Below are 13,493 nucleotides of genomic sequence, written 5' to 3'. Positions count from 1 at the left end.
AAAGCCGCTTGAACGGTTTCCTAAGGCACCCTATGAGAAAGTGACCCCAACTTCAAACCGGAGACGACCATGTCCTTCCTGTCTGCGACACTCGCGCGTGTGAAACCCTCGCCGACCATCGCGGTAAGCACCAAGGCTCGGGAACTCAAGGCCGCGGGCAAGGACGTGATCGGTCTTGGCGCGGGCGAGCCCGATTTCGACACGCCCCAGAACGTCAAGGACGCGGCCAAGGCCGCCATCGACCGGGGCGAGACGAAATACACCGCCGTCGATGGCCTGCCCGAGCTGAAAAAGGCGATCTGCGCCAAGTTCAAGGCCGACAACAATCTCGATTACGAACCGGCCCAGGTCAGCGTCGGGACCGGCGGCAAGCAGATCCTCTACAACGCGCTGATGGCGACGCTCAACCCCGGCGACGAGGTGATCATCCCCGCGCCCTACTGGGTCAGCTATCCCGACATGGTGCTGCTGGCGGGCGGCGAGCCGGTCATCGTCGAAGGCAAGATGGAGACCGGTTTCCGGATCACGCCCGAGGCTCTGGAAGCGGCGATCACGCCGAAGACCAAGTGGTTCATCTTCAACTCGCCCTCGAACCCGACCGGCGCAGGCTATACGCGCGATCAGCTGAAGGCGCTGACCGAGGTGCTGATGCGCCATCCGCATGTGCATATCATGTCCGATGACATGTATGAAAAGCTGACCTATGGCGATTTTGAATTCTGCACCCCCGCCGAAGTCGAGCCCGGGCTTTACGACCGCACCCTGACCTGCAACGGCGTCTCGAAGGCCTATGCCATGACCGGCTGGCGGATCGGCTATGCCGCGGGCCCCGCCGCCCTGATCAAGGCGATGGGCAAGATCCAGTCGCAATCGACCTCGAACCCCTGCTCGATCTCGCAATGGGCCGCACTCGAGGCGCTGACCGGCCCGCAGGATTTCATCGCGTCGAACAACGCGGTGTTCCAGCGCCGCCGCGACATGGTGGTCGAGATGCTGAACCAGGCCGAGGGCATCGACTGCCCGGTGCCCGAGGGCGCCTTCTACGTCTATCCCTCGATCGCGGGCTGCATCGGCAAGACGACGCCCGCCGGGGTGAAGATCGAGAATGACGAGGTCTTCGCGACCGCGCTGCTGGAGGAAAAGGGCGTGGCCGTGGTCTTCGGCGCGGCCTTCGGGCTGTCGCCCAACTTCCGGGTCAGCTACGCGACCTCGGATGAGGCGCTGAAAGAGGCCTGCACCCGCATCCAGGACTTCTGTGCCGGCCTGAGCTGAAATCGCGGCGCCCGCCGGCCCCCCTCAGGGGCAAGCGCGGGCGCCAGCCTCACGGTCATCAAGCCATATCGGGCGCACTCCAGACAGAAGGCCCGCCATCAGACGGCGGGCACCCAGTCGCGCGACCAGAACCGGCTCATCATCAGAACGCCCGCCAGCGCCAGCCCCGAGGCGAGCCCCAGCCAGATGCCGACGCCGCCCCAGCCAAGCCCGAATCCCAGCGCGTATCCGACCGGCATTCCCACCAGCCAGTAGCTGATCCCCGCCATCACCATCGGCACCCGGGTATCCTGAACCCCGCGCAGAAGGCCCAGCGCCATCACCTGCGCCGCATCGACCAGCTGGAACAGAGCTGCCGCCGCCAGAAGCCCGGTACCGACGGCCATGACCGCCGCCCGGTCGGACGAGCCGGGGTCGAGGAACAGCCCGATCAGCGGCTCGGGCCAGACCAGAAAGGCCACGACCGAAACCGCCACCGCAACCCCCGACACCCCGAAGGCCGCCACCGCGCCGCGATAAAGCCCGGTCCGATCGCGCCGGCCAAGCGCCGCGCCCGCCCGGATCGTCGCCGCGTTCGACAGCCCCAGATGAACCATGAAGATCGCCGAGGTGATCTGCAGCGCGATGCCATGCGCGGCCAGCGTGACCTCGCCGATCCAGCCCATCATCACCGACGAGGCCGCGAAAAGCCCGACCTCGGCAAGGTTTGTCAGCCCGATCGGCCAGCCCAGCCGGAACACCCGCCAGAACGCCTCCCAGTCCGGACGCCAGATCCTGCGGAACAGCGCGTGCTCGGGCGTGGCCCAGAGGACGTAGACCATGACCGCAACCATCGACACCAGGTTCACGATCAGCGAGGACAGCGCCGCACCCTGCAGACCCAGCTCGGGCAGGCCGAACTTGCCGAAGATCAGCATATAGTTGCCAAAGGCGTTGACCGCGACCGCGCCAAGCGTGATCCACAGCACCACCCGGGCGCGTTCCAGCGCCGCGAGATAGCTTTTCAGCACCATCACCACCAGCGCCGGCAACAGGCCCGGACCGCCGACGACCAGATAGTCCTGCGCCATGGCCGACAGACCGGCGGTCTGGCCCAATGCGAGGAAGAAGCGCTCGGACATGAAGAAGACGGGCACGGTCAGCAGCCCGAAGCCGAGGCAGATCCACAGCGCCATCCGGGTCACGCGCCGGACCTGGGTCTCGTCGCCCGCTGCCGCGGCGGTCGCGATCATCGGCATCACCGCCCAGGCAAAGCCCGAGATCACCACGAACAGCACGAAGAACAGCGACGTCGCCAGCACCTCGGCCGCCAGCGCGCCGACATCGTACCAGCCGAGCATGATCGCATCGGTCAGCGAAATGCCGAATTGCGCCAGGTGGCTGCCGACAAGCGGCAGCCCGAGGGCGAGTGTCGCGCGCAGATGCGCGGACAATGAAGGGGATTGTGCGGACGTCATGCCCGGGGCATAGCCCCGCCCCGGGGCGGCGGCAAGAGCCCCGCCTTGCGGGGGTGCGTCATGCCTCGGGACGCGGCTTTCGGGCCACCATCTCGACCAGCGCCGAACGGCCGGAATGGCCCGGCCCGTCGGCCAGCTCGGTGTCGTAATCGCGCAGCATCAGGATCTCGAACCCGGCGAAGCGCTCGCGCAGGAGCGGCTCGGTATACATCTTCGCCGGATCGCCCGGCCCGCCGGTGCCGTACTCGACCTGCCGCGGCGCATAGCCCTGCAACAGGACCAGCCCGCCCGGCCTGAGCGTCCGCCGCATCCCCGCGAAGATCCGGTCCTGCGCGGCGCGGTCGCCGAACTGGATGAAGATGCCCAGAACCGCATCATAAGCGCCGGGCGTCCAGTCCCAGCGCTCGACATCGGCCTCGCAAAACGTGACGCTCACGCCACGCGCCCCGGCCAGCCGTCGCGCCTTGGCAAGCGCATTGGGCGCGGCCTCGACGGCGGTCACCTTGTGCCCCTGCCCCGCCAGCCAGACCGCGTTCCGCCCCTCGCCCTCGGCGACCGACAGCACCTGTGCGCCGGGCGGCAGCCGCGCCGCCTCGCGCGTCAGAAAGGCCGAAGGCTCGGTCCCGAACAGATAGTCGTCTCCGGCGTAACGCTCATTCCACATCGGCAGATCCTCCTGCCCGCCGATATGGCCTTCGAAACGCCCGGCGCAAGCCGGGCGGGCGCGCTCAGTCCTCGCGGCCCCGGCGCAGGTCGGGAGGCAGAGAGGTGCCGAGGATATGCTCGGCCTTGTGGATCACATGTTCGGCCCTTCCGACGATCAGCGGGTCGGGCGCATGGGCCAGCTTGGGATCCTTGCCGGGGTAATCGAGCCCGTGCAGGAAATGGCGCATGCAGTTCAGCCGCGCGCGCTTCTTGTCATTCGACTTGATGATCGTCCAGGGCGCGTCGGCGGTGTCGGTATAGAAGAACATCGCCTCCTTGGCGTCGGTATAGTCGTCCCACTTGTCGAGGCTGGCCTTGTCGATGGGAGACAGTTTCCAGCGTTTCAGCGGGTCTGTCTCGCGTGCAAGAAACCGCCGGCGCTGTTCTTCCCGGGTCACCGAGAACCAGTACTTGAACAACCGCAGCCCCGAGCGCACCAGCATGCGTTCAAGATCGGGCGTCTGGCGCATGAATTCGAGATACTCGTTCGGGGTGCAGAACCCCATCACCCGCTCGACCCCCGCCCGGTTGTACCAGGAGCGGTCGTAGAATACCATTTCGCCCGCTGTCGGCAGCTCGCGCACATAGCGCTGAAAGAACCACTGGCCGCGCTCGTCCTCGCTGGGCTTGTTCAGCGCCACGACCCGGGCACTGCGCGGGTTGAGATGCTCCATGAAGCGCTTGATCGTGCCGCCCTTGCCGGCGGCATCGCGGCCCTCGAACAGGATCACGAATTTCTGGCCGCTCTCCTGCGCCCAGATCTGGACCTTCAGCAATTCGGCCTGCAGCCTGGCCTTCTGCGCCTCGTAGCTGCGGCGCGACATCTTCGAGCGATAGGGATATTCGCCGGTTTCGAAGCCATGGACGATATCGGCGGCAGAGACAGGCGGCGCCTCCGTCTTCGGAGCGGATCCCCGAGGGCCCGGCACCGGGGCGGCAGGCGCAGCGGCGCCCGGCCGCGCCGCCGACGCTGTCTCGGTCTCGTCTGTCTCGGTCTGCTCCGTCTCGGTTTGCTCCGTCTCGGTTTGCTCCGTGTCGGGCGAGGTCGCAGATTTCTGCGCCCCGGATGGCGGGGTGAGCGGATCCATGCATATCTCCTTCCCGGCGAGAACGGGGTCAAGTCTACCCCGACGCGGGCGAGTCGGCCCCGGAGAAACTCGGGAATCGGTTACGGCGGCCGCAATGCCTTCCCCAATGCCTCTGCGGTTGCCGCCCGATTGAGCGCCCTGCCCGGCCCCTGCCCGGTTTCGCGATGCGCGCCCCGGCCCGGGACGCTGGCACCCGCCGGCGCCCGTCGGGGCCCGTCGGGAAACGAGAACCTGCCGCAAGACGGCAGGCGGGCCTTTCCCCCGCCCCCCAAACCTGCGAAGATGCCCGCGAGCATCCACAAGATAGAGCGAAGAATGGCCGACGATCTGCTCTCCGGCGCCAGCCGTGACACCTATGACGCCTCCTCGATCGAGGTGCTGGAGGGGCTCGAGCCCGTCCGCAAGCGCCCCGGCATGTATATCGGCGGCACCGATGAGCGGGCGTTGCACCATCTGGTGGCCGAGGTTCTCGACAATGCCATGGACGAGGCGGTCGCGGGCCATGCCACCCGGATCGAGGTCGAGCTGCATGGCGATCATTCGGTGACGATCCGCGACAATGGCCGCGGCATCCCGGTCGATCCGCATCCGAAATTTCCCGACAAGTCCGCGCTCGAGGTGATCCTCTGCACGCTGCATGCGGGCGGCAAGTTCTCGGGCAAGGCCTATGAGACCTCGGGCGGTCTGCATGGCGTCGGCGTCTCGGTGGTGAACGCGCTCTCGGACCGGCTTCGGGTCGAGGTGGCGCGCAACCGCGAGCTGTTCGCCCAGGATTTCTCGCGCGGGGTGCCGCAGGGTCCGGTCGAGAAGCTCGGCGCCGCGCCGAACCGCCGGGGCACCACCGTCACCTTCCATGCCGACGAACAGATCTTCGGCCATCACCGCTTCCGGCCGGGACGGCTTCTGAAGATGGTCCGCTCGAAGGCCTATCTGTTCTCGGGCGTCGAGATCCGCTGGAAGACCGCCATTGCGGATGGCGACACGCCGATGGAAGCGGTGTTCCACTTCCCCGGCGGGCTGGCCGACTACCTCAGCGAGACCCTCGAAGGGGCCTCGACCTATGCCGAGCGCCCGTTCTCGGGCAAGGTCGGCTTTCAGGAGAAGTTCGGCCAGCCCGGCTCGGTCGAATGGGCGGTGAACTGGACGCCCTCCCGCGACGGCTTCATCCAGTCCTATTGCAACACCATCCCCACCCCCGAGGGCGGCACCCATGAGGCGGGCTTCTGGTCGGCGATCCTGAAGGGGCTGCGGGCCTATGGCGAGCTCACCAACAACCGCAAGGCCGCCCAGATCACCCGCGACGACCTGATGACCGGCGGCTGCGCCATCGTCTCGACCTTCATCCGCGAACCCGAATTCGTCGGCCAGACCAAGGACCGCCTCGCCACCACCGAGGCCCAGCGCATGGTCGAAGGCGCGGTGCGCGACCATTTCGACAACTGGCTGGCCTCGGATACCAAGGCCGCGGGCGCGATCCTCGATTTCCTCGTGCTGCGCGCCGAGGAGCGGCTGCGCCGCCGCGCCGAAAAGGAAACCCAGCGCAAATCGGCCACCAAGCGGCTCAGGCTGCCGGGCAAGCTGGTCGACTGTTCGGCCACCAATCGCAGCGGCACCGAGCTGTTCATAGTCGAGGGCGACTCGGCCGGCGGCTCGGCCAAGATGGCGCGCGACCGCAAGACCCAGGCGTTGTTGCCGCTCAGGGGCAAGATCCTGAACGTGCTGGGCGCGGCCTCGTCCAAGCTCGGCTCGAATGCCGAGATCAACGATCTGACCCAGGCGCTGGGGACCGGGCTCGGCACGCGCTTCAACATCGACGATCTGCGCTATGACAAGGTCATCATCATGACCGATGCCGATGTCGACGGCGCCCATATCGCGTCGCTCCTGATGACCTTCTTCTTCACCCAGATGCGCCCGCTGATCGACCAGGGCCACCTTTACCTCGCCTGCCCGCCGCTGTTCCGCCTGACACAGGGGCCGAAACGGATCTATGCGCTCGACGAGGCCGAAAAGGAGATGTGGCTGGCCAAGGGTCTGGGCGGCAAGGGCAAGATCGACGTCAGCCGGTTCAAGGGCCTCGGCGAGATGGATGCCAAGGACCTGAAGGAAACCACCATGGATCCGGCCTCGCGCAAGCTGATCCGGGTCTCGATCGACGAGGACGAGCCCGGAGAGACCGCCGATCTGGTCGAGCGGCTGATGGGCAAGAAACCCGAGCTGCGCTTCCAGTATATCCAGGAAAATGCCCGCTTCGTGCAGGAGGTCGACATCTAGCCGCCCCGTCCGGAGGAACCGCCCTGCCGACGGCACGGGGAAGGCGCGCTCAGGCTTCCAGCTCGGCATCCCAGTAGAGGAAATCGAGCCAGCTCGCATGGAGATAATTCGGCGGGAACTTGCGGCCGATATCGCGCAGGTCGCCCGCCCCCGGACGCCGGGGCGCGCGGCGCAGCGTCATGCCCGCCTGACGCAGGCTTTTCGAGCCCTTGCGCAGATTGCAGCGCGAACAGGCCGCGACCACATTCTCCCAGCTGGTGATGCCGCCGCGCGCGCGCGGCACCACATGGTCGAAGGTCAGATCGCCCCGCGAGCCGCAATACTGGCAGGTGAATTCGTCCCTCAGAAAAAGATTGAAGCGCGTGAAAGCCACGCGCCTCTGCGGTTTGACATAGTCTTTGAGGACGACAACGGAGGGTATTCGGATCGTCCTGGTCGGACTTCGGACCACCTTGTCATATTCGGCCACGATATCGACCCGGTGAAGGAAGGCCGCCTTGACCGCCTCCTGCCAGGGCCAGAGAGACAGCGGATAGTAGGAGAGTGGCCGGTAATCGGCGTTCAGAACAAGCGCCGGATGCTGCCTGAGGGAGCCCGGCTCCCGTACGAATGAAGTCCTGAAATCGCCGTCCATCGTGATCGTCAGCCTCTGCCCCGTCCGCCTGCCCGGCCACGGGACGGGACGAGCCCGTCCCTTGCCATGCTTTTGACTATATATGGCGTTCGCCACCTGACAAGCCCCGCAGATGCGGTGGCCCGATGGCGGCTGACTACAGCGGCTTCGTAACGTCGTTGTGACGATCGTTTTGGCCGCCGGAAAGATCTGCGCCCAAAAAACAGGCAAGCAGTCGCATCGTCGGTCAGCGCCGGCCCCCGGGCCGGACCGGGAGGCCGGGGGATGGGCAGGCCACGACGCAAGCGGCCTGCCCGGAAAGGCTTACCAGCTGGTCAGCACCGCGCCATCGTATTTCTCATCGATGAAGGCCTTCACCTCGGGGCTGTGATAGGCCTCCACCAGAGCCTCGACCCAGGGCTTGTCCTGATCGCCGTCGCGCACCACGATGATGTTCACATAGGGGTTGTCGGCAGATTCCATCGCGATGGCGTCGGTTTTCGGGCTGAGCCCGGCCGCGATGGCGTAATTGGTGTTGATCACCGCGATCTCGGCATCGGCAAGCGCGCGCGGCAGTTGCGCCGCGTCGAGTTCGAGGAATTTCAGTCCCTTGGGGTTGTCCTCGATGTCGAGCGGGCTCGGCACGAGCCCCGTGCCCTCGGCCAGCTTGACCAGCCCGAGCTCCTGCAGGAGCAACAGCGCCCGTCCGCCATTGGTCGGATCGTTCGGGATCGCGACCCGGGCCTTCTCGGGCAGATCGGCCAGGTCCTCGATCTTGTCGGAATAGATCCCCATCGGCGTGGTGATGGTGGTCGCGACCTCGACCAGATCGAAACCGCGATCCTTGATCTGGTTCTCGAGATAGGGACGGTGCTGGAAGCTGTTGGCGTCAAGATCGCCATCGGCCAGCGCCTGGTTCGGCACCACATAGTCCGAGAATTCGACGATATCGACGGTCAGGCCGGCAGTCGCGGCGACCTTGGCGACCTCTTCCATGATCTCGGCATGCTCGCCGGGCGAGACGCCGACACGGATGTCATCGGCAAAGGCTGTACCGGCGGACAGCGCGAGGGCGGAAACGAGTGGGATCAGACGCAGCATCGGAAGGGTCCTTTCTTGTCTGCGGGAGCTCTTCGGAAAATCAGTGGCCGCGATTGCGCGGCGCGCGGCGATCGACCCGCGCGGCGATCCATTCGCCGAAAGATTGCACGAGCTGGACCATCACGATCAGGATCACGACGACGGCCAGCATAACGTCGGGCATGAAGCGCTGATAGCCGTAGCGGATGCCCAGATCGCCCAAGCCCTCGCCGCCGACCGCACCGACCATGGCGGAATAGCCGATCAGGCTGACAACGGCGAGCGTGAGACCCAGGACGATGCCCGGCAGCGACTCGCGCAGCAGCACCTTGCGGATGATCTGCAACGGCGTCGCCCCCATCGCGCGCGCAGCCTCGATCAGCCCGGCATCGACCTCGCGGATGGCATTCTCGACCAGCCGCGCGATGAAGGGCGTGGCGGCGATGGTCAGGGGCACGATGGCGGCATCGGTGCCGATCGAGGTGCCGACCAGCGCCCGGGTGAAGGGGATGATCGCGACCACGAGGATGATGAAGGGCACCGAGCGCGCGGCATTGACGACAAGCCCCAGCACCTTGTTCACCAAGGGTGCGGACAACAGCTCGCCACGCTGCGACGTGGCCAGGAACACCCCCAGCGGCAGCCCGAACAGCGTACCCAGAACGGCCGCGGCCGAGACCATGTAAAGCGTCTGCAGCGTCGCCTCGATCAGAAGCGCGATCAGGTTAGCGGACATAGCCAAGCACCTCCGTCGACAGGCCGTGGCGGTTGAGATAGTCGCGCGCCTCGGCCCCGCGCGCGGCATCGACCGAGATCAGCAGGTTACCGAAGGGATGCGGGCCGATCTCCTCGATGGCGCCGGCGAGGATATTGACCGAGATCCCGCGCTCGGCCGTCATCCGGGCCAGCATCGGATCGGTCGCATGGGCGCCCGCGAAGGTAACCCGCAGAACCTCTTCGGCCTCGCCGCCCGGCCGGGTCCCGAGCAGACGGCCCGAGACGAAGCGCGGCAGCGTGATGCCGGTCACTCCCGACAGGAAGGAGCGCGTCGTCGGATGCTGCGGCGCAACGAAGACGTCATAGGTCGGGCCTGCCTCGACGATCCGGCCCTGATCGATCACCGCCACATGGCTGGCGATGTCACGCACCACGGCCATTTCATGGGTGATCAGCAGGATCGTCAGGCCCAGATCGCGGTTGATGTCGCGCAGCAGCGCAAGCACGGTCTGCGTGGTCTCGGGATCGAGCGCCGAGGTCGCCTCGTCCGAGAGCAGCACCTTGGGCCGGGTGGCCAGCGCCCGGGCGATGCCCACCCGCTGTTTCTGCCCGCCCGACAGCTCGGCCGGATAGCGGTCGGCCTGCGCCTCGAGCCCGACCCGGGCGATCAGATCCCCGACCCGGCTCCGGATCTCGGCCGAGGCCACGCCAGCGATTTCCAGCGGCATCGCGATATTGCCATGGACCGTGCGCGAGGCCAGCAGGTTGAAATGCTGGAAGATCATCCCGACATCGCGGCGGATCGCCCGCAGCGCGGCGCCGCGCGCCCGGCCGACATCCTTGCCGCCCACGCTGACCATGCCCTCGCTTGGCCGCTCAAGCCCGTTGACCATGCGCAGAAGCGTCGACTTGCCCGCGCCCGAGCGACCGATGATGCCGCAGATCTCGCCCGGGGCCACCGTCAGGGACACATCCTGCAACGCCGTCACCCGGCCCTTGGCCCCGCCGGCAAAGAACTTGCCGACATTCTCAAAACTGATCGTCGCCCCGGTCATGGCGTTCCGTTTCACTGTCTTTTCATCGGCCGTCGGGTGCCCCAAAGCCGGGCCGGGTGCAACCCCGCAGAGCCGATAGCGGCCAATTAAAAACCCCGTCCCGTTCCGCGGTGACCGGCCGAGTGATCGTTCCGCGTGCCCCACCCCCGCCGCACGGCGCGTTCCGCGGCCTTCGCGCCCACCCGGCCGGCGTTCCGTCCGCGCCGTCTTCCGCCCCGGATCGGGTCCGCAGGAAGCCGGTTGAAAAGGCCGCCGCGATCGTGTCCTTTGGCGCCGAGCGAAAAGGAGACCAGACGTGACCATCCCGATGACGCGCCGCGCCGCACTTGCCGGGGCCCTTGCCCTCACCGCCCTGCCCGCCGCGGCCCAGGAGGCCTGGCCCACCGCGCCGATTCATGTCTATGTCGGTTTCCCGGCCGGGTCCTCGCCCGACACGCTGACCCGGATCATCACCGAGCCGCTGGCAGAGCGGCTCGGCCAGCCGGTCGTGGTCGAGAACAAGCCCGGCGCGGGCGGCGTGATCGGGGTGCAGCAGATGCTGGCCAATGCCGGCGATGGCCTCAGCTTTGCCACCACCATCAACGGCCCGCTGACCACCGCCGCCCGGCTGATGCCATCGACGGGCTATGACGCAACCACCGATATCGCGCCGGTGACGCTGATCGCGACCTCGCCGCTGGTCCTGGCGGTCTCGGCCAGCTCGGATTTCACCGATCTCGAAAGCTTCGTCGCCGCGGCCGGAACCGAGCCCGAGTTTCTCAGCTACGGCTCGGTCGGCCAGGGCTCGGGCGCGCATCTGACCGCCGAGCTCTTTGCCGACGCCGCGGGCGTCAGCCTGCTGCACATCCCCTTCGCCAGCTATGCCGAGGTCACCACCTCGATCGTCGGCGGCGAGATCGATGCAGGCTTCATGGCGCCTTCGGCCGCGCTGCCGCAGGTCGACGCGGGCCGGATGCGCCTGCTGGGCATCACCTCGGCCGAACCCTTCCCGCAAGCGCCCGACGTGCCCGTCCTGGCCGGGCGGGCCGGGCTGCCCGCCGATTTCCGGGCCGAGCTCTGGAACGCCTTCATCGCGCCTGTCGGGACCGACCCGGCGGTGATCGCGCGGCTGAATACCGAGATCGGGAAGATCCTCGCCGATCCCGAGGTGCAGCAGAAACTCCTGGCCATCGGCTGGCAGGCCGCGCCGGGCACGCCCGCGGATCTGGCCGAGCGGATCTCGGCCGATACCGCGATGTGGGGCGCGGTGATCGACCGGGTCGAAGCCCAGCCCTGAGGCCGCCCCGATGCAGAAGGACTGGCCCGACATCCTCGGCGGCCTCGCGCTGGCCGCGCTTGGCGCGGCGGCGGCGGGCTGGGCCCTTGCGCATTACGATATCGGCAGCCTGCGCCGGATGGGGCCGGGCTTCTTCCCGGTGGCGCTCGGCACGCTTCTGACCGGGCTCGGGCTGGCGATCGCCCTGCCCGCGCTCGGACGGCAGGCAGGCCCCCGGCCCGGCTTCGAGCCCTGCGCGGTGCTGGCGGTGCTGGCCGCGATCCTCGTCTTCGGCCTCGGGCTGTTCCGGATCGGCCTTGTCGGCGCGACCGCGGCGGCGGTGCTGATCGCCACGCTGCCCGCCCCCCATCCCGGCCGTGTCTGGCGCCTGGTGCTGGCCCTGGCGATCTCGGCCCTGACCGTGCTTGTCTTCGGCCTCGGGCTTCGGATGAACATCCCGCTCTGGCCGCGCCTCTCATGACCACCTGGGAGGGCCTTCTGCACGGCATCGGCTTTGCGCTTCAGCCCGGGGTGCTGGTCTATTGCGTCCTCGGCGTGGTGCTGGGCACCTTTGTCGGCGTGCTGCCCGGCATCGGCGCGATGGCGGCGATCTCGCTTCTGCTGCCGATCACCTATTACATCACCCCCGAAGCCGCGCTGATCATGCTGGCGGGCGTCTATTACGGCGCGCAATATGGCGGCTCGGTCGCCTCGATCCTGATGCGCCTGCCAGGCACGCCGCAATCGGCGGTGACCTCGCTCGACGGCTATCCGCTGGCGCGCGAGGGCCGCGCGGGCGTGGCCCTCTTCACCGCCATGGCCTCGTCCTTCGCGGGCTCGCTGATCGGCATCGCGGTGCTGGTGACGCTGGCGGGCTGGCTGTCGCGCGCGGCCACGGCCTTCGGGGCGGCCGATTACGCCGCGATGATGATCCTCGGGCTGGTCGCCGCCTCGACCATCGGCTCGACAAGCCCGGTCAAGAGCTTCGCCATGGTCGTGCTGGGGCTTTTGCTGGGCTGTGTCGGCACCGATGTCAATTCCGGGGTCCAGCGCTTCACCTTCGGCCGGACCGAGCTGCTGGATGGCATCAACCTCGTGGCGCTGGCGATGGGGCTGTTCGGCGTGGCCGAGCTGATCGCCAATGTCCGCGACCCCGACCGGCAGGGCGTGACCGAAAGGATCGGGCTGCGCGGGCTGATGCCCCGGCGCGACGATCTGCGGCGCCTGCCCGGCCCGATCCTGCGTGGCGGCGCGCTTGGCAGCTTCTTCGGCGCGCTGCCGGGCACCGGCTCGACGCTGTCCTCCTTCCTGGCCTATGCGCTGGAACGCCGCGTCTCGCGCCGCCCCGAGCGGTTCGGCAACGGCGCGATCGAGGGTGTCTCGGCACCCGAGGCCGCCAACAACGCCGCAGCGATCTCGGCCTTCGTGCCGACGCTGACGCTTGGCATTCCGGGCGATCCGATCATGGCGCTGATGCTGGGCGCGCTGGTCATTCACGGGATCCAGCCGGGGCCCCTGATGCTCGAGGCCCGGCCCGAGATGTTCTGGGGGCTGGTGGCGAGTTTCGGGATCGGCAACCTGCTGCTTCTGATCCTGAACCTGCCGCTGATCGGGATCTGGGTCTCGATGCTGCGCATCCCGTTCCGCTGGCTCTACCCGGCGATCCTCGTCTTCCTCTGCCTCGGGGTCTATTCGGTGCGCGGGCTGACATTCGACATCCTGGCAGTCGCGGCCATCGGCCTGGCGGGCTATCTGCTGGCTCTGGCGCGGTTCAGCCCGGCGCTTCTGCTGCTGGGCTTCGTGCTCGGCCCGCTGATCGAGACCAATCTGCGGCGCGCGATGCTGATCGGCCGGGGCGATCCGATGATCTTTCTCGAACGCCCCATCGCGGCCGGTTTCGTGCTGGCGACGGCGGGGCTTCTGGTGCTGGCGCTGTGGCAGGCCTGGCGGCGGCGGGCGGCGCGCCGGAGAGGCTGA

12 protein-coding genes are annotated in these 13,493 nt (G+C 67.6%); 5 read left to right on the top strand and 7 right to left on the bottom strand.

Annotated elements, in window-relative coordinates:
• Positions 1 to 69 precede the first annotated feature (69 nt).
• A complete protein-coding gene (locus ACK8CO_RS18335) occupies positions 70 to 1,272 on the top strand; it encodes a pyridoxal phosphate-dependent aminotransferase (RefSeq protein ID WP_080616526.1) in 1,203 nt (400 codons plus the stop codon).
• A gap of 98 nt (positions 1,273 to 1,370) precedes the next feature.
• Here ACK8CO_RS18335 and ACK8CO_RS18330 read toward each other — a convergent pair whose 3' ends face one another.
• From ACK8CO_RS18330 to ppk2, 3 genes are all read right to left on the bottom strand, one after another.
• A complete protein-coding gene (locus ACK8CO_RS18330; RefSeq protein WP_080616527.1) occupies positions 1,371 to 2,729 on the bottom strand; it encodes an MATE family efflux transporter in 1,359 nt (452 codons plus the stop codon).
• A 58-nt stretch (positions 2,730 to 2,787) separates the two neighbouring features.
• A complete protein-coding gene (locus ACK8CO_RS18325) occupies positions 2,788 to 3,393 on the bottom strand; it encodes an SAM-dependent methyltransferase (protein ID WP_414897573.1) in 606 nt (201 codons plus the stop codon).
• A gap of 64 nt (positions 3,394 to 3,457) precedes the next feature.
• On the bottom strand, positions 3,458 to 4,522 hold the full coding sequence (gene ppk2 / locus ACK8CO_RS18320; RefSeq protein WP_414897572.1) for a polyphosphate kinase 2: 1,065 nt from the start codon (positions 4,520 to 4,522) through the stop codon (positions 3,458 to 3,460).
• 315 nt (positions 4,523 to 4,837) lie between these two features.
• Here ppk2 and parE point away from each other — a divergent pair, with 315 nt between their 5' ends.
• The gene (gene parE / locus ACK8CO_RS18315) at positions 4,838 to 6,796 is read left to right on the top strand and encodes a DNA topoisomerase IV subunit B (RefSeq protein WP_080616529.1); all 1,959 of its coding nucleotides are present in this window, start codon (positions 4,838 to 4,840) and stop codon (positions 6,794 to 6,796) included.
• A gap of 49 nt (positions 6,797 to 6,845) precedes the next feature.
• Here parE and ACK8CO_RS18310 read toward each other — a convergent pair whose 3' ends face one another.
• The 4 genes from ACK8CO_RS18310 to ACK8CO_RS18295 form a co-directional block, all read right to left on the bottom strand.
• A complete protein-coding gene (locus ACK8CO_RS18310) occupies positions 6,846 to 7,430 on the bottom strand; it encodes an HNH endonuclease (protein WP_414897571.1) in 585 nt (194 codons plus the stop codon).
• Between the two features lie 303 nt (positions 7,431 to 7,733).
• Positions 7,734 to 8,510, bottom strand: coding sequence for a MetQ/NlpA family ABC transporter substrate-binding protein (locus ACK8CO_RS18305; RefSeq protein WP_414897570.1), 777 nt, complete (start codon positions 8,508 to 8,510; stop codon positions 7,734 to 7,736).
• A 40-nt stretch (positions 8,511 to 8,550) separates the two neighbouring features.
• On the bottom strand, positions 8,551 to 9,225 hold the full coding sequence (locus ACK8CO_RS18300; protein WP_080616532.1) for a methionine ABC transporter permease: 675 nt from the start codon (positions 9,223 to 9,225) through the stop codon (positions 8,551 to 8,553).
• Positions 9,215 to 10,261, bottom strand: coding sequence for a methionine ABC transporter ATP-binding protein (locus ACK8CO_RS18295; protein ID WP_414899044.1), 1,047 nt, complete (start codon positions 10,259 to 10,261; stop codon positions 9,215 to 9,217). The genes ACK8CO_RS18300 and ACK8CO_RS18295 overlap by 11 nt, the downstream gene beginning before the upstream one ends.
• Before the next feature lie 295 nt (positions 10,262 to 10,556).
• On the opposite strand from ACK8CO_RS18295, the gene ACK8CO_RS18290 reads away from it, so the two are divergent.
• From ACK8CO_RS18290 to ACK8CO_RS18280, 3 genes are read left to right on the top strand one after another with little or no spacing between them, the layout of a single operon-like run.
• Positions 10,557 to 11,537: a Bug family tripartite tricarboxylate transporter substrate binding protein gene (locus tag ACK8CO_RS18290; RefSeq protein WP_414897569.1), complete on the top strand. Its 981-nt coding sequence runs from the start codon at positions 10,557 to 10,559 to the stop codon at positions 11,535 to 11,537.
• Positions 11,538 to 11,547: 10 nt separating this feature from the next.
• Positions 11,548 to 11,997 (top strand): tripartite tricarboxylate transporter TctB family protein, encoded by a 450-nt coding sequence (locus tag ACK8CO_RS18285; protein ID WP_414897568.1) that lies wholly within the window; start codon positions 11,548 to 11,550, stop codon positions 11,995 to 11,997.
• Positions 11,994 to 13,493: a tripartite tricarboxylate transporter permease gene (locus ACK8CO_RS18280; RefSeq protein ID WP_414897567.1), complete on the top strand. Its 1,500-nt coding sequence runs from the start codon at positions 11,994 to 11,996 to the stop codon at positions 13,491 to 13,493. Before ACK8CO_RS18285 ends, ACK8CO_RS18280 begins: the two co-directional genes overlap by 4 nt.

It is taken from the genome of Rhodovulum sp. HP10, assembly GCF_047553435.1.
Classification (GTDB): domain Bacteria; phylum Pseudomonadota; class Alphaproteobacteria; order Rhodobacterales; family Rhodobacteraceae; genus Rhodovulum.
Note: the sequence above shows the minus strand (reverse complement) of the source record. Positions and strands in the feature narration are given on the sequence as shown.